The organism is Azospirillum brasilense (assembly GCF_003349955.1).
Taxonomy (GTDB): domain Bacteria; phylum Pseudomonadota; class Alphaproteobacteria; order Azospirillales; family Azospirillaceae; genus Azospirillum; species Azospirillum brasilense_B.
In genome coordinates, this window is sequence record NZ_QLKQ01000078.1 from 1 (window position 1) to 22,639 (window position 22,639).

Below are 22,639 nucleotides of genomic sequence, written 5' to 3' on the forward strand. Positions count from 1 at the left end.
GCTTGCCGATGCGCATGGCCGAGACGCAGCAGGCGATGCCGTAGTCGTCGCCCCAATAAGGCCGCATCAGGTCGTCGTTCTCGTACTGCACCGAGCAGGTCTTGATCGACGTCTCGGCGCAGAATTTCTTGAAGCCCTCCGGCAGGCTTTCCGACCACAGCACCGTCAGGTTCGGTTCCGGAGCGGGGCCGAGATTCTGGAGCGTGTGCAGCATGCGGAAGCTGCCCTTGGTGACCAGCGTGCGCCCGTCGAGCGCCATGCCGCCGATGCACTCGGTCACCCAGGTCGGGTCGCCCGAGAAGAGCTGGTCGTATTCCGGCGTGCGCAGGAAACGCACCATCCGCAGCTTGATGACGAACTGGTCGATCAGCTCCTGAGCGCCCGCCTCGTCCAGCCGGCCTTCGCGCAGGTCACGCTCGATGTAGACGTCGAGGAAGCTCGACACGCGGCCGAGCGACATGGCCGCCCCGTTGGCCTCCTTCACCGCCGCCAGATAGGCCAGATAGGTCCACTGCACCGCCTCGAAGGCGTTGGTGGCCGGGCGGGTCACGTCGAAGCCGTAGGACGCCGCCATCGTCACGAGGTCGCGGAGCGCGCGGATCTGCTCGGTGATCTCCTCGCGCAGGCGCAGCGTGTTCTCGTCGATGCGGTCGACTTCCAGGCTCCTGTACTGCGCCTTCTTGTCCTCGATCAGGAAGGTCGCGCCGTAGAGGGCCAGCCGACGGTAGTCGCCGATGATGCGGCCGCGGCCGTAGGCGTCCGGCAGGCCGGTGATGACGCCGGACTTGCGGCAGCGCAGCATCTCGTCGGTGTAGACGTCGAAGACGCCGTCGTTGTGCGTCTTGCGCAGCGCCGGGAACACGTCGTCCAGCTTGGGTGAGGGCTTGAAGCCGTAGGCTTCCAGGCCCGTCTTGACCATGCGCCAGCCGCCGAAGGGCATGATCGACCGCTTCAGCGGCTTGTCCGTCTGAAGACCGACGATGACCTCAAGCTCCCGGTCGATGTAGCCGGGGGCGTGGCTGACGATGGAGGAGACCAGCTCCGTGTCGGCGTCGAGAACGCCGCCCTTGGCCGCGCGCTCCTCCTTCAGGAGATCGCGCACCTTGTTCCACAGCGACAGGGTGCGGTCGCTGGCCGGGGAGAGGAAACTGCCGTCGCCGCCGTAGGGGCGGACGTTCTTCACGATGAAATCGCGCAGATCGACCGTGGTCCGCCAGGAACCGGGCGCGAAACCGCGCCAGGGGTTCGGCGTCTCGGCTTCGGCAACGGGGATTTTCGGTTCGAACATCAGGGAATCCATGACGCGCCTCTATTGGTCTGCGGCGGTCCCTGCCCTCCCCGGCGGGGGCCGCGCCACGTTGCGCGGCGCCGAACCGGGCGAACCGCCCGGCCAAGCATCGCGCTTGCCCGATCAGTAGGCGCCCAAAGCTCCCCAGCCTCATTGATCCCAATCAATCAATCCCTGCGAAATACGCAGGGCACCGTTCAAGGCACGTCCTGTCACAAAAACTGAAGAAATGCGCCGCTTTTGCGTCGCAGCATTTGAGACAACCCACCGGAAACCGAATATTTTCATTCCGATCGCCGGTTTTAAAACAGACGGGTCAGATCAGCGCAGCGCGCTTGCAATATCTTGCGCCAGTCGGGTCAGGGTGCGGCTGAGGGCATCGGCGACGGCGCCGGGATCGCCGGCTGCGCTCACCGGCTCCTGCGCCGCGGTGTGGCCGAGCCGGCGCAGCCGGTCGCCGCCCTGGTCGAAGACGCGCCAGCGCGCTTCCAGAACCGCCGGCCCGTCCTCCGCCGCGTCGAAGCGGTCCAGCGTGACCTCCACTACCTGATTTACCGGGAAGTCGCGCTGAAGCGGCAGGCCGACCACCTCCGCGCCCGGCAGGTCCGTTTCCAGATTCCGCAGCAGCGTACGGGTCACCATCTCGTCGAGGGGGCCGCCCCAGCGATCGAACTCCTTGACGACCAACCGGTTGCCCGGCGCCCGCATCACCATCTCCGACCGGTCGAGATAGCCGGGCACCTTCACGCCCTCCAACCCGATCACGCGCCGCTGCGCCTCGCCGGCCCGCAATGGGGCGTTGCCCGGCGGGGCGGCGTCCGGAGCGACGGCGTCCAGATGGTAGAAGCGGCTGGGCGACGTGCTGCAGGCGGCCAGGGCAGCCAGCGCGGCAGCGCACAGCAGAAGGCGACGGGCGTGATGGGTCGGAGCCATGGTAATCCTCAACCGCGTTTGCCCCGGATCAGGGCCTCGGGATGGCGTTCGAGATAGTCGGTCAGGCCGCGGATGGAGCGGGCCGCCGCGGTCAGTTCACGCACCAGCCCCTGCAGGTCGTTGACGGCGGGGCGGGAGGAGTTGACCAACCCGTCCGTGCTGCTGAGCGTCTTCTCGGCCTGCCGGACCAGCTTGGAGGTGTTCTCCGCCACGTCGCGCAGGGCGCGCAGGGCCGGCTCGCCCTCGCTGCCCAGGGCCTGCGTCGTCTTTTCCAGCTCCGCCAGTGACCGGCTGAGCGAACCGATGGCCTGGGCGATCTCCGGCGAACCGATCAGGGCGCCGGCCTTCTGGATGGTCGAGCGCAGCTCCACCACCGTTTCGGCGATCGGCGCGCGGGCCAGCTCGTTCATCAGGTCGGTGGCGGTCTTGGTCGCCGTGTCGAGCACGTTCGGCCGGGACGGCACCTCCGGATAGGCGCCGCCGCGGATCAGCGTCGCCTTCGGCGCGTCGGGGAACAGGTCGAGCGTCACGATCAGTTCGCCGGTCAGCAGGTTGCCGGTGCTCAACTGCGCCCGCAGCCCCCGCTCCACCAGCGCCTGCATGCCGGCATAGGCGGCCTCGGAGTCGTGCGCGGCCGGCAGCTCGCTGTCCAACCGCTCCGGTTCGATGTTGAGGGTGACCGGGATGCGGGCCTCCCCCGACACCGGATCGACGTCCAGGCGGATGTCGGTCACTTCACCCACCCGGATGCCACGGAACTCCACCGCCGACCCCGGATGCAGGCCGCGCACCGAGCCGTCGAAATGCACCAGGAAGGGCACCCGCCGGGTGAAGCGGGCGTCGCTGGCGGCGTTGCGGTTCTCGTAGAGGGGGAAGTCCGTGCCCTCCGCCGCGATCTCCCCGTTGTCGCCGGGACCGCCGAGGCCGGGAGTCTCGAAGGACACCCCGCCGGTCGCCAGCGATTGCAGCGATTCCAGCGCCACCGTCGGCCCCTCCGGCCCGATGGACACCGACAGGCCGCTGGCGTTCCAGAAGCGGGTGTTTGGCCGGACGATGCGGTCATAGGGCGCGTGGATGAAGACCGGGATGGTCAGCGACTGCCAGTCCTTGGAGAACTCGTAGCCGACCACCTCGCCGACCTGGATGCCGCGGTAGTAGATCGGCGCGCCCGGCCCCAACCCGCCCAGCCGGTCGGCGCGCAGCGCGAAGCGGCGACCCGGCGAACTGGAACGGATCAGCGGCGGATCCTCCAGCCCGCGGAAGGCGGTCAGCGCCTCGCCGTTGCCGGTTCCCGGGTCCATGCCGATGTAGGCGCCGGAAACCAGCGTGCCGAGGCCCGACACGCCGCCGAAGCCCAGCCGCGGTTTGACCACCCAGAAGCTCGTCCGGTCGTTGAGGTAGGAGGCCGCGCCCTTCACCATGCGCACGGTGACGATGACGTTCGCCAAGTCGGGCGAGACCGCCACCCCCTGCACCGTCCCGACATCGACGTCGCGGTAGCGCACCCGGGTCTTGCCCGGTTCCAGCCCCTCCGCCGTGTCGAAGGTGATGGTGATGGTCGGGCCACGCTCGTTCAGCGTCTTCCAGGCCAGCCAGCCGCCGATCAGCGCAGCGATCAGCGGCACCAGCCAGATCAGCGGCAGACCGCGGCGGCGGCGGATCACCGGGCTGGCCGGCTCCACCTGGGAATTGGAGTCAGTCATGTGAGGAATCCTGCCGCTGCGCCCGCCGGAGCGGCGCATCCCAGATCAGCCGCGGGTCGAAGGACTCCGACGCCAGCATGGTGATGATGACGACCGCGGCGAAGGCGACGGCGCCAATCTCCGCGTGGATGGTGGCGATGGCGCCCAGTTGGACCAGGGCCGCCAGAAGCGAGATCATGAAGATGTCAACCATGGACCAGCGCCCGACCCCCTCGATCAGGCGGTAAAGCCGCGTGCGGTCGCGCCGCCGCTTCGACGAGCCGCGCTGCACCGTCCACAGCAGATAGGCCAGCCCGATCAGCTTCAGCACCGGCACGGTGATGCTGGCGAAGAAGACCAGGAGGGCCACCGGCCACATCTCCGCCGCGATCAGCGCCTCAACGCCGGACAGGATGGTGTCGGGCTGGCCAGCGCCGAAATAGACCACCGTCATGATCGGCAGCAGGTTCGCCGGAATGTAGAGGATCGTCGCCGCGGCGATCAGCGCCCAGCCGCGCGGCAGGCTGTTCGGCTTGCGGTGGTGCAGCCGGGCGCCGCAGCGCGGGCAGGTTCCCTGCGGTTCACCGCCATCGGGCCCCGCCACCACCTGGTGGCAGTCGTGGCATGCAGTCAGCCGCTCCAGGTCGGCGTTGGCCGTTTGGGCGACGCGGGTCTGCGGGGCGATCCGCTCCCACACCTCGAAGGGGCTGAGCGACGCCTCCCCCCACACCTGCACCAGGATGAAGGCGACCAGGGCGGCCAGCGACGCCCCCGGCTCCAGCTCCGCCAGATCGGACAGCTTCACATAGGCGACGATCAGGCCGAGCAGGAAGACCTCCGCCATCGCCCAGCGGCGCAGCCGTGCCACCGTCCGGAAGGTCCAGGCCGCGCCCGGCGCCGCGGTCCGCCCGGCGGCGAGCGGTATCACCACGTAGAGCGTGCCGAGCACCTGCACCAGCGGGGCCAGGAACAGGACGAAGAAGACCAGGACGCCCAGCACCTCGTACCCGCCGTCCCACAGCGCCACCGAGCCGCTGAGCAGGGTCGCCGTCTGCGCCCGTCCTTCCAGCTCGAAGGTCAGGATGGGGAACAGGTTGGCGGTGACGAACAGGATCGTCGAGGCGATGGCGAGAGCCACCGCGTGCCCCAGCCCGCCGGTCCGGAAATGGCGCAGCACCGCCCCGCAGCGGTGGCATTCCGCGCGGTGGCCGGGCAAGGCCGGCGGCAGGGCGTGCGGCGCCCCACAGTCGTGGCAGAGAAGGATCGGATGGTCCGGTGCGGTCATAGCGTTGGCTTAACATTTCCCACGGGCGAAAGGTCCGCCGATTGCGGGGTGCGCCGACGGAGGGTTACCGACCGGGGCGGACCGCAGGACCCGGATGGAAAAAGCCCTTCCCCCATGGGTGGGGAAAGGGCTTCGGCCTTTGGTGGGGATCAGGATTCGATCAGACGAACATGTTGAAGCTGCCCAGCAGCTTCTGCGTGCCGGTCTGGCCGGTGGGGATCGAGTTCAGGCTCGCCGCCGCCTGGCTCAGCCCGTCCAGCATGGCCTGCTGGCCGGTGGACAGGTTGAACGGGCTTTCCCCCTTCTTGGGCGCCTTGGCGACCGTGTCGTAATCCTGGGTGTATTTGCCCATGCTGAGCTGGATGGCGTAGTTCTTGGTGTCCTTCGGCGACTGGCCCTTCTCGCGCGTCAGGCGCAGCGTGTAGTCGCCGCGGTCGAGTTCATACTCGCCCTGCATCATGCTCTTGAAGGCGTCGTAATTCTTTCCCGCACTCTTGTCGCTGTCGGCCAGAACCGTGCCGAACTTGGACATCACCTGGACGCGCAGCCCCTCGTCGCCGACCTGACCCAGGGTTACTTCGCCCTTGGTGGTCACGCGGAACTTGTAGAAGTCGACGGGATCGTCGGCGCCCAGCGCACCGACCACGTTCAGGCGGGTCACGTTCTTGGCGAGAACGCCCATGTCCGTGGCGAAACCGGGGGTGTTGACGGAGGACTTGCGGACGTCCTTGCGGAATTCCTGCACGTTCGCGGCGGCGGCGGCCTCGGCCTCCCGCTGGGCGTTCATGCGTTCGACGGCGGCGGACACGGACTTGTTGAGGTCCGAGACCATCTGGTTGACGCCGGCCATTCCGTCAGACATGGCATCCTCTCCCACCGGGCGCGCCTCCCGGACGGGGAAGCGCGAATGGATCGCTGGACCCTTACTTTACCGCAAAGCATGTAAAGTTGCGAATTGTTTTTCGCCGAAATTTCAGATAGGGCGCCGGAAAAGTTGTGCCGCCATCCGGTTCAGCACGTCCTGGACATCCTCTCCGTCCCGCGGCTGGAACAGGCGCTGCGCCGGAAACCAGGGGCGCACCGCGGTGCCGAGCCGGGTCCAGTCCCGCCCGCCGAAGCGCCAGACCGGCACGCCGAGCGCCGCCGCCAGTTCCCCCACCGCCGTGGCGGGCGCGATCACCAGATCCAGGGTCGCCATCAGCGCCGCCGTCCCGTCGAAATCGTCGGTCAGGTCGAGATCGTCCCAACGGTGGATGGTGACGCCAAAGCGTGCCTCCGCCGCCGCCCGCTCGGCATCGCACGCGCCGTACTGGAGGTTGACGAAGAGCAGACCTGGCACGGCGAACAGCGCCCCCCACTGGTCGAGCCGGCTGTAGGCGGCGCGGCGTGATTCGGTCATCAGCGCGCTGCGCCAGCCGATCCCCACGCGCAGGCCGGGGCCGAGCGCCGCCACCCGCTCCCGCCAGAGCGCCACCCCCGCCGGGTCGGGGACCAGCCAGCAGCCGACCGAGCCCGCGAAGGCGGACAGGTCACGGCGGAACACCCGCGCCAGGGAGCCGATGGGCGTGTGCAGGTCGCAATCGGGCACCGCGACGGCATCAGGGCTTTGCGGACGGACGAGCGCGCCGGGGAAGGAGCGGGCGAACAGCGGCACCAACCGCCGATCGGTCTCGATCACCACGGAGCGGGCGCGGGCGATGGCCTCCGCGCAGAGGGAGGAGAACAGGACGGTGTCGCCCACCCCCTGCTCTCCCCAGACCAGCAGGCGCTTGCCCGCGAGATCCTCGCCACGCCACGCGGGCAGTCGCGGCTGGCGCGCCCCGCCCGCCTGACCCGACGCGAAGCGCCAGCCATAGCCGGCCCAGCCCTCGGCCAGCGCGCCGCGCTCCAAATGCAGCAGGCCCAGGTTGAACCGGGCCAGCGCCAGATCGGGACACACGCGCAGCGCCCGCCCGTACAGACGGCCCGCCAGCCCGCCGTCGCCCAGGCGCTGGACCGCGAGACCAAGATTGCAGAGCGCCGCCGCATAGCCGGGATCGAGCGCCAGGGCGCGGCGGAACCAGCGGGCCGCTTCCGCGTGGCGGAGCCGCGCCTGCAGCGCATGGCCGAAGTTGTTGTTGGCCTGCGGCTCGTCCGGCAGCAGCCGCAGCGCGCGGCGGTGCGCTCGCTCGGCCTCGTCCAGCCGCTCGGCGTCGCGCAGCCCGCCGCCGAGGTTGGACAGCCCCTCCGGCAAGGCCGGGTCGAGCAGGACCGCGCGTTGCCACGCCGCCAGGGCGGCAGCGGCCCGGCCTTGCCGGCTCAGCGCGTTGGCCAGATTGTTCCAGAACGTCGCCCGGTCGGCGCTGCGGGCCAGAGCGGCGCGGTGGCAGGCTTCGGCCTCCGCGAAACGACCCTGGCCGGCGCGCAGCGTGCCCAGGCTGTCGGCCGCGTCCACCAACCGGGGATCAAGAGCGAAGGCCGCCTCGAAGCATGTGGCGGCGCCGTCCATCTTCCCGAGATCGCGCAGCACCAGCCCGAAGCCGTGGAGCAGCGCCGGGTTTCGGCGATCCAGCCGCAGGGCGTCGGTGTAGGCGGTCACCGCCTCGGCCAGCCGTCCCTCCGCGTGATGGCGGGCGGCCTCGGCCGTCAGACTGGAGAGATCATCGCGGGAAGCGGCGTCGGGACTCATCCCGGCAGAGCGGCCCGCGGGGCCGGAACGGCGCAAGCGCCGTCCGGTCCCGCGGTTGCCGGTTGCTCAGTCCTCGCCGTCCTGCAGCGCCGGGGGACGCGGGGCGGCGTTGACCGGGGCGGCGAGCTGGGCGTCGACCACCGCCACCGCCGTCATGTTGACCAGACCGCGCGTGGTCACCGACGGGGTGACGATGTGCACGGGACGCGCGACGCCCAGCAGCATCGGCCCGACATTCTGCGCGTCGGCCATGATCTTCAGCATGTTGAAGGCGATGTTGGCGGCGTCCAGGGTCGGCATGACCAGCAGGTTCGCCTCGCCCTTCAGCCGGCTGTCGGGCAGCACGCCCTTGCGCAGCACCTCCGACAGGGCGGCGTCGGCGTGCATCTCGCCGTCCACCTCCAGGTCGGGATTCTCCTCGGCGATGAGCTGGTAGGCCAGCCGCATCTTGCGGGCGGACGGGGTGTCCGCGCTGCCGAAGTTGGAGTGCGAGAGCAGAGCCACCTTCGGCTCGATGCCGAAGCGCTTCACCTCCTCCGCCGCCAGCCGGGCGATCTCGGCCACCTGCTCGGCGGTCGGGTCGGGGTTGACGTAGGTGTCGCAGATGAAGTGCGTGCCCTTCTGCGAGATCAGCCCGTTCATGGCGGCGGCGACCTTGACGCCCTTGCGCAGGCCGATCACCCCCATAACGTGGTTGAAGTGGTCGCCGTAGCGGCCCGAGGTGCCGCAGACCATGCCGTCGGCCTCGCCCCGGCGGACCATCAGCGCGCCGAAGACGGTCGGCTGACTGCGCACGACGTTCAGCGCGTTGGCCGGCGACACGCCGCGGCGGCCCATCATCTGCCGGTAGACCTCGGCGTAGTTGTGGCAGCGCAGGTCACGGGCGGCCTCGATCACCTCCACGTCCTTGCCGATGCGGATGCGCAGGCCCATGTCGGCGATCGTCCGCTCGATCACGTCGGCGCGGCCGAGCAGGACCGGATGGGCGATGCCGTCGTCCACCACCACCTGGGCGCAGCGCAGCACGCGCGGCTCCTCGCCCTCGGCGTAGACGATGCGCTTGGGCGCCGCCTTGGCCTTGGTGATGACCGGCTTCATGACGAGGCCGGAGCGGAAGACATACTGGCCGAGGCTGTCGCGGTAGGCGCGGAAATCGACGATCGGCCGCGTCGCCACGCCCGACTCCATGGCGGCCTTGGCCACCGCCGAGGACACCTCGATCACCAGACGCGGGTCGAAGGGCTTGGGCAGGATATAGTCCGGGCCGAAGCGCAGGTTCTCACCGACATAGGCGGCGGCCACCACGTCCGAAGGCTCGGCCTGGGCGAGGCTGGCCATGGCGTGGGTGGCGGCGATCTTCATCTCCTCGTTCACCGTCGTGGCACCGACGTCGAGCGCGCCGCGGAAGATGAAGGGGAAGCAGAGGACGTTGTTGACCTGGTTCGGGAAGTCCGAGCGGCCGGTGGCGATGATGGCGTCCGGGCGGGCCTGCCGGGCGACGTCCGGCATGATCTCCGGCTCCGGGTTGGCCAGCGCCAGCACCAGCGGCTTGTCCGCCATGCGGACCAGCATCTCCGGCTTCAGCACCTTGGCGCCCGACAGGCCGAGGAAGATGTCCGCCCCGTCGATGACGTCGTTCAGCACGCGGGCGTCGGTGTCCTGCGCGTAGGCATCCTTGTAGGGGTTCATCTCCTCGTTGCGGCCCTTGTGGACCACGCCGATGCGGTCGACCAGCCAGACGTTCTCGCGCTTGACGCCCAGGCTGAGCATCAGGTCCAGGCAGGCGATGCCCGCGGCGCCGCCGCCGGTGGAGACGACCTTGACCGTGGCGATGTCCTTGCCGACCAGCTTCAGCCCGTTCAGCACCGCCGCACCCACCACGATGGCGGTGCCGTGCTGGTCGTCGTGGAAGACCGGAATCTTCATCCGCTCACGGCAGCGGCGCTCCACCTCGAAGCAGGCGGGGGCGGCGATGTCCTCCAGGTTGATGGCGCCGAAGGTCGGCTCCAGCCGGACGATGGTGTCGACCAGACCGTCGACGTCCTTCTCGTTCAGCTCCAGGTCGAAGCAGTCGATGCCGGCGAACTTCTTGAAGAGGACGGCCTTGCCCTCCATGACCGGCTTGGCGGCCATCGGACCGATATCGCCCAGGCCCAGCACCGCCGTGCCGTTGGTGACGACCGCCACGAGGTTGGCGCGGGCCGTCAACTCCGCCGCCTGGGACGGGTCGGCGGCGATGGCGCTGGACGCCGCGGCCACGCCCGGCGAGTAGGCCAGCGCGAGGTCGCGCTGGTTCGCCATGGGCTTGGTGGCGACGATTGCCAGCTTACCGGGCTTTGGATTCCGGTGGTACTCAAGCGCCATCGCGTCGAAGTCGCCGGACATACGTCCTCTCCCCTTTTAACTTGATTTCAGTTAATTTGCCGAACGACGAACTGTTTCCCCTCCGGCTTATACCCGAATTGACCGGGCACCGGAATGGGAAAGGGGCAGCCCATGGCGGACCGCCCTCTCCTTTTCACCTCCAGGGACCGGAGGCCGGACCCGCGTCAGATGCGGGCCAGGGCCGGTTCCTTGAAGTGCTCCTGGTACTCGGCGACCGCCTTGCTCTCGTCGAACTCACCTTCCATCTTGGCGACCACGATGGTGGCGACGCCGTTGCCGATCAGGTTGGTGATGGCGCGGGCCTCCGACATGAAGCGGTCGACGCCGAGCAGCAGGGCCAGACCTTCGATCGGCAGGTGACCGGTGGCCGACAGGGTGGCCGCCAGCGTCACGAAGCCGCCGCCGGTGACCGCCGCAGCACCCTTCGAGGTCAGCATCAGCAGGCCGAGGATGGTGAGCTGCTGCCAGATCGTCAGGTCGATGTTGAAGGCCTGGGCGATGAAGATCGCGGCCATCGACAGGTAGATCGAAGTGCCGTCCAGGTTGAACGAGTAGCCGGTGGGGATGACGAGGCCGACGACGTGCTTGGAGCAGCCGAACTTCTGCATCTTCTCCATCATGCGCGGCAGCACGGACTCCGACGAGGAGGTGCCGAGCACGATCAGCAGCTCGTCCTTGATGTAGCGCAGGAAGGTCAGGAGGCTGAAGTTGTACAGGCGGGCGATGCTGCCCAGCACGACGAAGACGAACAGCGCCATCGTGATGTAGACCGCCGCCATGAGCTGGCCGAGCGAGGTCAGCGACGACACGCCATACTTGCCGATGGTGAAGGACATGGCGCCGAAGGCGCCCAGCGGGGCGACGCGCATCAGGATGCCGATCACGCCGAACAGGGCGTGCGACACCTTCTCGAACAGGTCCTCGACCACCTTGCCCTTCTGGCCCATGGCGGACAGCGCGACGCCGAAGATCACCGCGAAGAACAGGATCTGCAGCATGTCGCCCTTGACGAAGGCGCCGATGACGTTGTCCGGGACGATGTTGACCAGGAAGTCGATGGTCGTGTGGTTCTGCGCCTCGGTGGCGTATTTGGCGACAGCATCGGCCTTCAGCGAGCCGGCCTGGATGTTCATCCCCGAGCCCGGCTTCAACAGATTGACGACCAGCAGGCCGAGGCCCAGGGCGAAGGTGGTGACGATCTCGAAGTACAGGATCGCCTTGCCGCCGACCTTGCCGACCTTCTTCATGTCGCCGATCGAGGAGATGCCGGTGACCACGGTCAGGAAGACGATCGGGCCGATGACCATCTTGATCATCTTGATGAAGACGTCACCCAGGGGCTTCATCTGCACCGCAAGAGTCGGGTAGAAATGGCCGAGCAGAATGCCGATGGTGATCGCGGTCAGAACCTGAACCGTCAGGTTCGTGTAGAATGGCTTTTTCTGGGGCTGCCCTTGAGCGTGCATGATCGTCTCCTCGTGGCGTTCCTTGAAATGGGCTGCCGCTCTTGTCTCGCGGTCGGCGGCCTGCCCGTCATGCCCCTCTCAAAGCAAGCGGTGTGCCAAAATTAAAAGTGAGGAATCGCAGCGCTCCGACGAAGCGCGTGGGTCAGAATCCGCACGACAGGGGCGGAATCCGTGTGCGAAAATCCGCACATCGAGACCTCTTGTTGCGACGCAGTATGGATTGAGGACCGTTGGTTAGGATCGCCCCCGCCCGCCGGACATTTTCGCAAAGCCGCGATTGGGTCGCGCGGCGGATGCCCGTCCTGTTCGCCCGTCCGCGGCGGGTGATGCTGGCCGTTCTGGTCGTCGGCATGCCGCTGGCCGCGGCTGTGGCGGCGGGTCTGGCCGCGGACAACGCCGGCGAGTCCCTGCGCGAACAGGGGTCGGCGCAGTTGTCGCTCTACGAATCCAACCTGCGGACGGAGTTGGAACGCCACGCCGCCGTGCCGATGGTGCTCGCCCGCGACCAGGAGGTCGCCGACCTGCTGCGCGACCCAAGCCCGGAGCGGGTGGACCGCCTGAACCGCAAGCTGGAGGCCATCGCGGCGACTCTGAAGGCATCCGCCCTCTATGTGATGAACGGGACGGGCACCACCGTCGCGGCCAGCAACTGGAACGCCGCGCCCAGCTTCGTCGGGCAGAATTTCAGCTACCGCCCCTATTTCCAGTCGGCCATGGAGCGGGGGGAGGGGCATCACTTCGCGCTCGGCACCACCTCGCTCGTTCCCGGCTACTACACGGCCCAGCGGGTGGTGGCGGAAAACCGCACAGGGGACCGGGCAGGCGATCGGGGGGCCGGCGTCGTGGTCCTGAAGGTCGGTTTTCAGGAGTTGGAGCGGGCCTGGTCGCACGGGCAGGAGAAGGTTCTGGTCTCCGACCGCGACGGCGTCGTCTTCATCACCAACGTCGAGGGCTGGCGCTACAACGCCCTGCCCCGCCGCCTGCCGGTCACGCTGCCCGCGGCGGCGGCCCCCGCGACCGAGGAGATCCCCACCCTGCCCTGGGCCTTCGGCGGGGCCTCCGACCGCATCACCCTGCGGGAAGGCAACGCCGAGCGGCGCTACCTCCTGCAATCCGCCGCGGTGCCCGGCGGCGACTGGACCATCCACGCCCTGACCAGCCTCGCCCCGGTCGCCACCCGCGCCCAGCAGGCCGGGCTGCTCGCCGCCGCGGTGGTGGCGCTGGCCGCCCTGACCGGTCATGCGCTTGCCCAGCGCCGCCTCAACCTCATGGAGCGGCTGGCCCTTCAGGAGGAGGCGCGGGCCGAGCTGGAGCGCCGCGTGGCCGCCGCCACCGCGGAGCTGCGGGCCACCGAGAACGAGCTGACCCAGGCGGCGAAGCTGGCGGCGCTGGGCCAGATGTCGGCGGCCATGGCCCACGAGATCAACCAGCCGCTCGCCGCCATCCGCAGCTTCGCCGACAACGCGGTGGTTCTGCTGGAGCGCGGGCGGCCGGATGCGGTGCGCGACAATCTGGCGGAGATCGCCGACCTCACCGACCGCATGGCCGCCATCACCCGCAGCCTGAAGGGCTTCGCGCGGCGCGCCTCGGGCACGCTGGGCGCCGTCTCCGCCGCCGCCGCCGTCGGGCAGGCCTTGGCCCTGCTGGAGGCCCGGCTGCGCCGCGAGTCCGTGACGGTGGACACCGACCTGCCGCCCGGCCCCCTGCTGGTCACCGGCGAGGACGTGCGGCTGCAGCAGGTGCTGGTCAACCTGATCGGCAACGCCGCCGACGCCATGCGCGCCTCCCCCCACCGCCATGTCCGGATTGCCCTGGCCGCGGAGGGGGAGGAAGCGGTGCTGACCGTCCGCGACAGCGGCCCCGGCATCGCCGAGGCCGCCCTGCCGCGCATCTTCGTGCCCTTCTTCACGACCAAGGAGGCGGGCGACGGGCTCGGGCTGGGGCTGTCGATCAGCCACGGCATCGTCGAGGATTTCGGCGGCAGCCTGACCGCCGCCAACCACCCGGAGGGCGGCGCCCTCTTCACCATCCGCCTCAAGCGCAGGGATATCCAGACATGACGACCGGCAGCACCGCCCCGGGCGGCTCCGTCCTCTTCGTGGACGACGAGCGGTCCGTCCGCCTCGCCGGGCAGCAGGCGCTGGAACTGGCCGGCTTCGACGTCACCGCCTGCGACGGGGCGGAACGCGCGCTGCGCCATCTCGGCCGCGACTGGCCGGGCGCCCTGGTCACCGACGTGCGCATGCCGCAGATCGACGGGCTGGAGCTGATGGAGCGCGCCCTGGCGCTCGACCCCGAGCTGCCGGTCATCCTGATCACCGGCCACGGCGACGTGCCGATGGCGGTGGAGGCGATGCGGCGCGGCGCCTACGACTTCCTGGAAAAGCCCTTTCCCTCCGACCGGCTGGTCGAGGTGACGCGGCGCGCCGTGGAGAAGCGCCGGCTGGTTCTGGAGAACCGGCGCCTGCGCGACCAGCTCGCCGGGCTGCCCGCCGGGGAGGTCTCGCCCATCGTCGGGCGGACGCCGGGGATCGAGCGGCTGCGCGGCGCCATCGCCGCGGTGGCCGACACCGACGCCGACGTGCTGGTGCTGGGCGAGACCGGCACCGGCAAGGAAATGGTCGCCCGCGCTCTTCACGCCGGCAGCGGTCGGCGCAAGCACCCCTTTGTCGCCCTGAATTGCGGCGCCATGCCCGAGGCGATCTTCGAGAGCGAGCTGTTCGGGCACGAGGCCGGCGCCTTCACCGGGGCCGGCAAGCGCCGCGTCGGGCGGATCGAGCACGCCAGCGGCGGCACACTCTTCCTCGACGAGATCGAGAGCATGCCGCTGTCGCTCCAGGTCAAGCTGCTGCGCGTGATCCAGGAGCGCGTGGTGGAGCCGCTCGGCTCGAACGAGCTGATCCCCGTGGACCTGCGCGTCGTCGCCGCGACCAAGCTGGACCTGCGCAAGGCGGCCAGCGAGGGCAAGTTCCGCGAGGACCTCTATTACCGGCTCAACGTCGTCGTGGTGACCATCCCGCCGCTGCGCGACCGCCGCGACGACATCCCCCTCCTCTTCCAGCATTTCGTCGTCCAGGCCGCCGCCCGCTACAACCGCGAGCCGCGCGCGCCCAGCCCGGCGCAGGTGCAGCGGCTGGCGGCGCACGACTGGCCGGGCAACGTCCGCGAGCTACGCAACGCCGCCGACCGCTTCGTGCTGGGGCTGGACGACACGCTCTCCGCGGTGGGCGGCACCGCTCCGGCGATGGCGGCGGGCCGCGGCGGCCTGTCGCTGGCCGAGCAGGTGGACCTGTTCGAGAAGAGCCTGATCGAAAGCGAGCTGGCCCGTTGCAAAGGCAGCGTGAAGGCCGCCATCGAGGCGCTGAACATCCCCCGCAAGACCTTCTACGACAAGCTGAAGCGCTACGGTTTGAGCCGCGAGGATTTCGTGGAGTGACGGGCCGTCATTCGGCGGCCAGCGCGTGGGCGAAGGTCTCCACCCCCTGGACGCCGGCCGCGCTTAGCCCGTAGGTGCCCTTGGCGATCCGCTCGAACCAGCCGTAGACGTTGCGCTGGAGGATGGCCGCGGCGTCCTTCGGGGCCCCGGCGGCGCGCAGCGCTTTCAGGGACAGCGGCCCGGCGGCCAGAAGGCGGGCGCAGCGCAACGCGTCCTGGCGGTAGGCGGTGACGATGGGCACGCGGGTGGAACCGCCACGGTTGGGATCGCCCCGGCGCCGCGCGTGCTCCCCCAGCAGGCGGGCGGCGCGCGCCTTGTCCTTGCGCGGGCTGTAGGGAACGGGGTCGAGCAGAACCTCCACCTCATGGCCCGCAGCCCGGCCGGTGTCGACGATCAGCAAGCCGACACCCAGCCGCCGGCACAGCTTGCGCACACCGCTGTCGTGGGGCGACGCGCCGCTGGCCTTGCGCCCCGGCTGCGGCACGGCGAGGTAGACGGTGTCGGTCAGGGCGAGCCGGTCGACCCCTTGAAGCAGCAGGTCCAGGGTGAAGCGCTTCTTCAGCTCGACGATCAACGGCGGCTCGGCCCCCCGCACCGCGACGAGGTCGCAGCCGTGGATCTCGGCTTTCACCTCATAGCCTTGGGCTTCGAGGAAGGCCTTGACGGGGGCGTAGAGGTCGGTTTCGGCGGTGATGGACAAGGGAGGTGGGACGCGTTCTGACGGGAGCCCCCACCCTAACCCTCCCCCGCTGAGCGGGGGAGGGAAAAGTGCTGGCGCCGCTTACGCCGCGGCCTTCTGCTTGCGCAGGATGGCCAGGATGTCGGAGGCGGCCTTCGGGATGTTGGTGCCGGGGCCGTAGATGGCCGCGGCGCCCGCCTTGTAGAGGTAGTCGTAATCCTGGGGCGGGATCACGCCGCCGCAGACGACCAGGATGTCCCCGGCGCCCTGGCGGCGCAGCTCCTCGACCAACTGCGGGACCAGCGTCTTGTGGCCGGCGGCCTGGGACGACACGCCGATCACGTGCACATCGTTCTCCACCGCCTGACGGGCGGCCTCCTCCGGGGTCTGGAACAGCGGCCCGATGTCCACGTCGAAGCCGATGTCGGCGAAGCTGGTGGCGATCACCTTGGCGCCGCGGTCGTGACCGTCCTGGCCCATCTTGACGACGAGGATGCGCGGGCGGCGGCCCTCCTCGGCGGCGAAGGCGGACACCTCCTCCTGAATCCTCTTGAAGCCCTCGTCGCCCTCGTAGGCGGCGCCGTAGACGCCGGAGACGGAGCGGATGACCGCCACATGGCGGGTGAAGGCCTTCTCCAGCGCGTCGGAAATCTCGCCGACCGTGGCGCGGGCGCGGGTGGCCTCCACCGCCAGGGCGAGCAGGTTGCCGGACTTTTCCGTGGCGGCCTTGGTCAGCGCCTCCAGGGCGGCGCGGCACTTGGCGTCGTCGCGGCTGGCGCGCACGCTGTTCAGGCGGGCGATCTGGGATTCGCGGACCGCCGTGTTGTCGATGTCCAGCACGTCGACCATCTCGGGGTTCTCCGGACGGTACTTGTTGACGCCGACGATCACCTCCTCGGCGCGGTCGACGCGGGCCTGACGGCGGGCGGCGGCCTCCTCGATCAGCAGCTTGGGCATGCCGCTGTCCACCGCCTTGGTCATGCCGCCAAGATCCTCAACCTTGTTGATGAGGTCGAGCGCGGCGTTGGCGAGGCTGTGAGTCAAATTCTCGATGTAGTAGGAGCCGCCCAGCGGATCGACCACGTTGGTGACACCTGACTCCTCGGCGATGATGAGCTGGGTGTTGCGTGCGATGCGGGCGGAGAATTTGGTGGGCAGGCCAAGCGCCTCGTCAAAGGCGTTGGTGTGCAGCGACTGGGTGCCGCCCAGCACCGCGGCCATCGCCTCGATGGTGGTGCGGATGACGTTGTTGTAGGGGTCCTGCTCGGTCAGGCTGACGCCGGAGGTCTGGCAGTGGGTGCGCAGCGCCAGCGAGCGGGCGTCCTTCGGGTCGAACTTCTGCTTCATCAGGGTAGACCACAGCAGGCGCGCGGCGCGCAGCTTGGCGATCTCCATGAAGAAGTTCATGCCGATGGAGAAGAAAAAGGACAGGCGCGGCGCGAACTTGTCGACCGGCAGCCCCTTGGACATGGCGGCGCGGACGTATTCGAGACCGTCGGCGATGGTGAAGGCCAACTCCTGCACCGCGGTCGCCCCGGCCTCCTGCATGTGGTAGCCGGAGATCGAGATCGAGTTGAACTTCGGCATGTTCAGCGCCGTGTACTCGATGATGTCGGCGATGATCCGCATCGAGGGTTCGGGCGGGTAGATGTAGGTGTTGCGGACCATGAACTCCTTGAGGATGTCGTTCTGGATGGTCCCGCTCAGCTTGTCCTGGCTGACACCCTGCTCCTCCGCGGCGACGATGTAGCCGGCGAGGATCGGCAGCACCGCGCCGTTCATGGTCATCGACACCGACATCTTGTCGAGCGGGATGCCGTCGAAGAGGATTTTCATGTCCTCGACGCTGTCGATGGCGACACCCGCCTTGCCCACGTCGCCGACCACGCGCGGGTGGTCGCTGTCATAGCCGCGGTGGGTGGCCAGGTCGAAGGCGACCGACAGGCCCATCTGCCCGGCCTTCAGGTTCGCCTTGTAGAAGGCGTTGGACTCTTCGGCGGTCGAGAAGCCGGCGTACTGGCGGATCGTCCAGGGCTTCACCGCGTACATCGTGGCGCGCGGTCCCCGGGTGAAGGGCGGGAAGCCGGGCAGGCTGTCCAGTTCCAACCCTTCCAGATCGTCGGCGGTGTAGAGCGCCTTGACGTCCAGCCCCTCCGGAGTCTTCCAGACGAGGTCTTCGAGCGTCCCGTTGGCGCCCAGGTCCTTGGTGGCCAGGGTCTGCCAGTCGGCCTGGGTCTTCTTCGGGAACTCGCTCATGGGACGTCTCCTCGACACGGCTTCTTGGTTCGAATGATTTGCAACGATCAATCAATGGGTGGGACGCTTGCCCCCACCCCGGCCCTCCCCCGCTCTCGCAGGGGAGGGAGAACAGTCCCCTCCCCTGCGAGAGCGGGGGAGGGTTAGGGAGGGGGCAAGCAAGCGCCCCCTGCCCTCAGCCCTGCGACCGGCGGGCGACGACCTTCCAGGCGGCCTGCATGATCGCGGCACCCAGCGCGGTCTTCAGGACCGTGGCGGCCAGGAACGGCGTCAGGCCCAGCGCGACGGCCTTCTCGCCGCCGAACAGGACGGCCATCCAGGCGACGCCCGGAACGAACAGCAGCGCATGGCCGATCGCCAGGGCGCCGACGGCCTTGAGCGGGCTGCGGTCCCAGCCGCGCTCGGCCAGCCAGCCGGTGACGCCGGCGGCCAGGACGAAGCCCAGCAGGTAGCCGGCGGTCGGGCCGGCCATGTAGGCCGGGCCGGCGGCCGGGCCGGCGAAGACCGGAAGACCGGCGAGGCCTTCGAGCAGGTACAGCAGGACCGTCGCCGTGGCGAGGCGGCTGCCGTAGGCCATGCCGAGCAGGATGACGACCATGCTCTGCATCGTCATCGGAACCGGCCAGAACGGGACCTGCACCTTGGCCGAGGCGGCCAGGAGCAGGCTGCCCAGAACCGCCGCGGTGGCGGCGGTGAGCAGGCCGCCCCGCGGGGCGACCGTCTCGAGAAGCGAAGCGGCACGCTGCGAAAGCGTGTTTGCGAAAGCCATCGTCCTTACCTTTCCCTATATGTCGGAGCCCGCTTGGCTCACGCGAACTCCAGGATCTTCTGATCGACCGCCAGGCTGGAGCCGGGCGTCGCGTGCACCTTGGACACCGTGCCATCCTGCGCCGCGCGCAGGATGTTTTCCATCTTCATCGCCTCGACCACGGCCAGCACCTCGCCGGCCTTGACCTCCTGCCCCTCGGTCACCGCGACCGAGACGAGCAGGCCGGGCATCGGCGACAGCAGGAACTTCGACATGTCCGGCGGCGCCTTCACCGGCATCAGCGCGTCGAGCCGCGCGGCGTTGGGCGTCAGCACCTTGACCAGCGCTTGGGCGCCGGAATGGGACAGGCGGTAGCCGACGCCGACGCGGTCCACCTGGACGCAGACATGCGCGCCGTTCACCGTGCCGCGGAACAGCGGCTCGCCCAGGTTCCAGTCGCTCCACACCACATGATGCCTGCCCTCGAAATCGACGGTGTAGCCGATGCGCTGCGGGCTGCCGTCCGTCGGGTGGACATGGACCGGATGCTGCGCGCCGTCCATCACGACGACCCAGTCGTCCCGCACCCGGACCTTGTTGCCCGGCATCTTGCCGGAGATCTGGATGTCGCGGTCGTTCAGGCAGCGGTGGATCACCGCGGCGACGGCGATCAGGATCGCCGGGTCGTCCGGCGGCAGGTCGGAGGCGTGGAAGCCGGTCGGGTATTCCTCGGCGATGAAGTTGGTGGTCAGCCGACCCTCGACGAAGCGCGGGTTGGCCATCAGCGAGGCGAGGAACGGGATGTTGTGGCTGACGCCACGGATGTAATACTGGTCCAGCGCCTCGCGCATGCGGGCGATGGCGGCGTCGCGCGTCGAGCCCCAGCTGCACAGCTTGGCGATCATGGGATCGTAGTACATGGAGATCTCGCCGCCCTCGTAGACGCCGGTGTCGACGCGGACATGCGGGTCCTCCGACGGCGGACGGTAGTGGGTCAGCCGGCCGGTGGAGGGCAGGAAGTTGCGGAACGGGTCCTCGGCGTAGATGCGGGACTCGATGGCCCAGCCGTGCAGCTTGATGTCGTCCTGGCGCAGCGTCAGCTTCTCGCCCGCCGCGACGCGGATCATCAGCTCGACGAGGTCGAGGCCGGTGACCAGCTCGGTGACCGGATGTTCCACCTGGAGGCGGGTGTTCATCTCCAGGAAGTAGAAGTTGCGCTCGGCGTCGACGATGAACTCGACGGTGCCGGCGGACTTGTAGTCCACGGCGCGGGCCAGCGCCACGGCCTGCTCGCCCATCGCCTTGCGGGTGGCGGCGTCGAGGAAGGGCGACGGCGCCTCCTCGATGACCTTCTGGTGGCGGCGCTGGATCGAGCATTCGCGCTCGCCCAGGTACAGGGCCGTGCCCTGCCCGTCCGCCAGCACCTGGATCTCGATGTGGCGCGGCTGCTGGATGTACTTCTCGACGAAGACACGGTCGTCGGCGAAGGAGGAGCGCGCCTCGTTCTGGGCCGAGCGGAAGCCTTCGCGGGCCTCCTCGTCGTTCCAGGCCACGCGCATGCCCTTGCCGCCGCCGCCGGCCGACGCCTTGATCATCACCGGATAGCCGATGTCGCGGGCGATGGTCACCGCCTCGCTGTCGTCGGCGATGACGCCGAGATAGCCGGGGACCGTGCTGACGCCCGCGGCCTTGGCGAGCTTCTTGGACTCGATCTTGTCGCCCATCGCCTGGATGGCGTGGGCGTCCGGGCCGATGAAGGCGATCCCGGCCGCGGCCAGCGCCTCCTGGAACTCGCGCTTCTCCGACAGAAAGCCGTAGCCGGGATGGACGGCCTGGGCGCCGGTCTTCTTGCAGGCGTCGACGATGCGGTCGATCAGCAGGTAGCTCTGCGCCGAGGGGGCGGCGCCGATGTGGACGGCCTCGTCGGCCATCTCGACGTGCAGGGCGTTCCTGTCGGCGTCCGAATAGACGGCGACCGTCTTGATGCCCAGGCGGCGCGCCGTGCGGATGACGCGGCAGGCGATCTCGCCGCGGTTCGCGATCAGGATCTTTGAGAACAGGGTCGTCATGGGGCGGCGCGCCTTCAGAGCGGGATGTTGTCGTGCTTGCGCCAGGGGTTCTGGAGCTGCTTGTTCTTCAGCATGGACAGCGCCTTGATGACGCGCCGGCGGGTGCCGTGCGGCATGATGACGTCGTCGATGTAGCCGCGCGACGCCGCCACGAACGGGTTGGCGAACTTCTGCCGGTACTCCTCGGTGCGCGCCTCGATTTTGGCAGTGTCGCCGATGTCGCCGCGGAAGATGATCTCCACCGCGCCCTTCGGCCCCATCACCGCGATCTCCGCCGACGGCCAGGCGTAGTTGATGTCGCCGCGCAGATGCTTGGACGCCATCACGTCATAGGCGCCGCCGTAGGCCTTGCGCGTGATGACGGTGATCTTCGGCACGGTGGCTTCGGCGTAGGCGAACAGCAGCTTCGCGCCGTGCTTGATGATGCCGTTGTACTCCTGCGAGGTGCCGGGCATGAAGCCGGGGACGTCCACCAGGGTCAGGATCGGAATCTCGAAGGCGTCGCAGAAGCGCACGAAGCGCGCGGCCTTCTTGGAGCTGTCGATGTCCAGGCAGCCGGCGAGCACCATCGGCTGGTTGGCGACGATGCCGACCGTGCTGCCGTTCATGCGGCCGAAGCCGATGATGATGTTCTTGGCATAGTCGGGCTGAAGCTCGAAGAAGTCGCCCTCGTCGACCGTCTTGAGGATCAGCTCCTTCATGTCGTAGGGCTTGTTCGGGTTCTCCGGCACCAGCGTGTCGAGCGACAGGTCGTCGCGGTCGATCGGGTCGGTGCAGGGACGCTCCGGCGCCCGCTCGCGGTTGGAGGCCGGCAGGAAGTCGATGAAGCGGCGGAGCTGGAGCAGCGCCTCGACGTCGTTCTCGAAGGCCATGTCGGCGACGCCGGACTTGCTGGAATGGGTGATCGCCCCGCCCAGCTCCTCCGCTGTCACCACCTCGTGGGTGACCGTCTTCACCACGTCGGGACCGGTCACGAACATGTAGGAGCTGTCCTTCACCATGAAGATGAAGTCGGTCATGGCCGGCGAATAGACCGCGCCGCCGGCGCACGGCCCCATGATCAGGGAGATCTGCGGGATGACGCCCGAGGCGTTGACGTTGCGCTGGAACACCTCGGCGTAGCCGCCGAGCGAGGCCACGCCCTCCTGGATGCGGGCGCCGCCGCTGTCGTTCAGGCCGATGACCGGCGCGCCGACCTTCATCGCCTGGTCCATGATCTTGCAGATCTTCTCGGCGTGGGCTTCCGACAGCGAGCCGCCGAACACGGTGAAGTCCTGGCTGAAGACGAAGACGAGACGCCCGTTCACCGTGCCGTGACCGGTGACCACGCCGTCGCCGGGTACCTTCTGGCCTTCCATGCCGAAGTCGTTGCAGCGGTGCTGCACGAACATGTCGAACTCCTCGAACGAGCCTTCGTCGAGGAAGAGTTCGATGCGCTCCCGCGCGGTCAGCTTGCCCTTGGCGTGCTGCCCGGCGACGCGCTTTTCGCCGCCGCCCAGCCGCGCACCGGAGCGCATGGCGTCCAACTTGGCCAGAATTTCTTGCATCAGGCGTTTCCCACTTTGGCGAGCGGCGGAGGACCTTGCGAACCTTGTGGCAGCGGTCCCCTCACCGGAACGCCTGGATTATTCACAAGATTTGCAACAGGGCAATTGGCCGGGCGGGAAAAATGTGCGAAGTTGCGAACATCTTTGCAAACGCAGCGCGCGGTTTGCCAAGATTGCAAATATGCACTTCGACATAA

15 protein-coding genes are annotated in these 22,639 nt (G+C 68.8%); 2 read left to right on the forward strand and 13 right to left on the reverse strand.

Annotated elements, in window-relative coordinates:
- The 8 genes from DXK32_RS26065 to DXK32_RS26100 form a co-directional block, all read right to left on the reverse strand.
- Nucleotides 1-1,288: pyruvate formate lyase family protein (locus tag DXK32_RS26065; protein ID WP_432612367.1), on the reverse strand; the 1,288-nt coding region annotated here is incomplete at its 3' end.
- 321 nt (nt 1,289-1,609) lie between these two features.
- Nucleotides 1,610-2,221, reverse strand: a complete 612-nt coding sequence (locus DXK32_RS26070) for a PqiC family protein (RefSeq protein WP_247877353.1) — start codon at nt 2,219-2,221, stop codon at nt 1,610-1,612.
- Between the two features lie 8 nt (nt 2,222-2,229).
- On the reverse strand, nt 2,230-3,924 hold the full coding sequence (locus tag DXK32_RS26075; protein WP_247877354.1) for an intermembrane transport protein PqiB: 1,695 nt from the start codon (nt 3,922-3,924) through the stop codon (nt 2,230-2,232).
- Nucleotides 3,917-5,188 carry a paraquat-inducible protein A gene (locus DXK32_RS32385; protein ID WP_162801353.1) on the reverse strand — a complete coding sequence of 424 codons (1,272 nt, stop codon included), beginning with the start codon at nt 5,186-5,188 and terminating at the stop codon, nt 3,917-3,919. The genes DXK32_RS26075 and DXK32_RS32385 overlap by 8 nt, the downstream gene beginning before the upstream one ends.
- Nucleotides 5,189-5,348: 160 nt before the next feature.
- Complete coding sequence (locus tag DXK32_RS26085) at nt 5,349-6,050, reverse strand: hypothetical protein (protein ID WP_114861170.1); 702 nt, start codon at nt 6,048-6,050, stop codon at nt 5,349-5,351.
- A 111-nt stretch (nt 6,051-6,161) separates the two neighbouring features.
- Nucleotides 6,162-7,856, reverse strand: coding sequence for a tetratricopeptide repeat protein (locus DXK32_RS26090; protein ID WP_114861171.1), 1,695 nt, complete (start codon nt 7,854-7,856; stop codon nt 6,162-6,164).
- A 66-nt stretch (nt 7,857-7,922) separates the two neighbouring features.
- Nucleotides 7,923-10,241 (reverse strand): NADP-dependent malic enzyme, encoded by a 2,319-nt coding sequence (locus tag DXK32_RS26095; protein ID WP_114861172.1) that lies wholly within the window; start codon nt 10,239-10,241, stop codon nt 7,923-7,925.
- 164 nt (nt 10,242-10,405) lie between these two features.
- A complete protein-coding gene (locus DXK32_RS26100; RefSeq protein ID WP_114861173.1) occupies nt 10,406-11,707 on the reverse strand; it encodes a dicarboxylate/amino acid:cation symporter in 1,302 nt (433 codons plus the stop codon).
- A 293-nt stretch (nt 11,708-12,000) separates the two neighbouring features.
- Here DXK32_RS26100 and DXK32_RS26105 point away from each other — a divergent pair, with 293 nt between their 5' ends.
- Both DXK32_RS26105 and DXK32_RS26110 read left to right on the forward strand, forming a co-directional pair.
- Nucleotides 12,001-13,767: a sensor histidine kinase gene (locus DXK32_RS26105; RefSeq protein WP_114861174.1), complete on the forward strand. Its 1,767-nt coding sequence runs from the start codon at nt 12,001-12,003 to the stop codon at nt 13,765-13,767.
- Nucleotides 13,764-15,143 (forward strand): sigma-54-dependent transcriptional regulator, encoded by a 1,380-nt coding sequence (locus DXK32_RS26110; protein ID WP_114861175.1) that lies wholly within the window; start codon nt 13,764-13,766, stop codon nt 15,141-15,143. The genes DXK32_RS26105 and DXK32_RS26110 overlap by 4 nt, the downstream gene beginning before the upstream one ends.
- Nucleotides 15,144-15,150: 7 nt before the next feature.
- Here DXK32_RS26110 and DXK32_RS26115 read toward each other — a convergent pair whose 3' ends face one another.
- The 5 genes from DXK32_RS26115 to DXK32_RS26135 form a co-directional block, all read right to left on the reverse strand.
- Complete coding sequence (locus DXK32_RS26115) at nt 15,151-15,843, reverse strand: DUF2161 domain-containing phosphodiesterase (protein ID WP_114861176.1); 693 nt, start codon at nt 15,841-15,843, stop codon at nt 15,151-15,153.
- 81 nt (nt 15,844-15,924) lie between these two features.
- Entirely contained in the window at nt 15,925-18,078 is a 2,154-nt protein-coding gene (scpA, locus tag DXK32_RS26120) for a methylmalonyl-CoA mutase (RefSeq protein WP_114861177.1), read from the reverse strand.
- Between the two features lie 175 nt (nt 18,079-18,253).
- A complete protein-coding gene (locus DXK32_RS26125) occupies nt 18,254-18,847 on the reverse strand; it encodes a biotin transporter BioY (RefSeq protein ID WP_081863196.1) in 594 nt (197 codons plus the stop codon).
- A gap of 38 nt (nt 18,848-18,885) precedes the next feature.
- Nucleotides 18,886-20,886 carry an acetyl-CoA carboxylase biotin carboxylase subunit gene (gene accC, locus DXK32_RS26130; RefSeq protein WP_114861187.1) on the reverse strand — a complete coding sequence of 667 codons (2,001 nt, stop codon included), beginning with the start codon at nt 20,884-20,886 and terminating at the stop codon, nt 18,886-18,888.
- A 23-nt stretch (nt 20,887-20,909) separates the two neighbouring features.
- Nucleotides 20,910-22,442: an acyl-CoA carboxylase subunit beta gene (locus tag DXK32_RS26135; protein WP_114861178.1), complete on the reverse strand. Its 1,533-nt coding sequence runs from the start codon at nt 22,440-22,442 to the stop codon at nt 20,910-20,912.
- Between the last annotated feature and the right edge of the window lie 197 nt (nt 22,443-22,639).

Excerpts from the sequence above, each read along its gene's own strand:
- DXK32_RS26070 (WP_247877353.1), bottom strand. The coding sequence starts at position 2,221 with ATGGCTCCGACCCATCACGCCCGTCGCCTTCTGCTGTGCGCTGCCGCG.
- DXK32_RS26075 (WP_247877354.1), bottom strand. The coding sequence starts at position 3,924 with ATGACTGACTCCAATTCCCAGGTGGAGCCGGCCAGCCCGGTGATCCGC.
- DXK32_RS32385 (WP_162801353.1), bottom strand. The coding sequence starts at position 5,188 with ATGACCGCACCGGACCATCCGATCCTTCTCTGCCACGACTGTGGGGCG.
- DXK32_RS26085 (WP_114861170.1), bottom strand. The coding sequence starts at position 6,050 with ATGTCTGACGGAATGGCCGGCGTCAACCAGATGGTCTCGGACCTCAAC.
- DXK32_RS26090 (WP_114861171.1), bottom strand. The coding sequence starts at position 7,856 with ATGAGTCCCGACGCCGCTTCCCGCGATGATCTCTCCAGTCTGACGGCC.
- DXK32_RS26095 (WP_114861172.1), bottom strand. The coding sequence starts at position 10,241 with ATGTCCGGCGACTTCGACGCGATGGCGCTTGAGTACCACCGGAATCCA.
- DXK32_RS26100 (WP_114861173.1), bottom strand. The coding sequence starts at position 11,707 with ATGCACGCTCAAGGGCAGCCCCAGAAAAAGCCATTCTACACGAACCTG.
- DXK32_RS26105 (WP_114861174.1), top strand. The coding sequence starts at position 12,001 with ATGCCCGTCCTGTTCGCCCGTCCGCGGCGGGTGATGCTGGCCGTTCTG.
- DXK32_RS26110 (WP_114861175.1), top strand. The coding sequence starts at position 13,764 with ATGACGACCGGCAGCACCGCCCCGGGCGGCTCCGTCCTCTTCGTGGAC.
- scpA (WP_114861177.1), bottom strand. The coding sequence starts at position 18,078 with ATGAGCGAGTTCCCGAAGAAGACCCAGGCCGACTGGCAGACCCTGGCC.
- DXK32_RS26125 (WP_081863196.1), bottom strand. The coding sequence starts at position 18,847 with ATGGCTTTCGCAAACACGCTTTCGCAGCGTGCCGCTTCGCTTCTCGAG.
- DXK32_RS26135 (WP_114861178.1), bottom strand. The coding sequence starts at position 22,442 with ATGCAAGAAATTCTGGCCAAGTTGGACGCCATGCGCTCCGGTGCGCGG.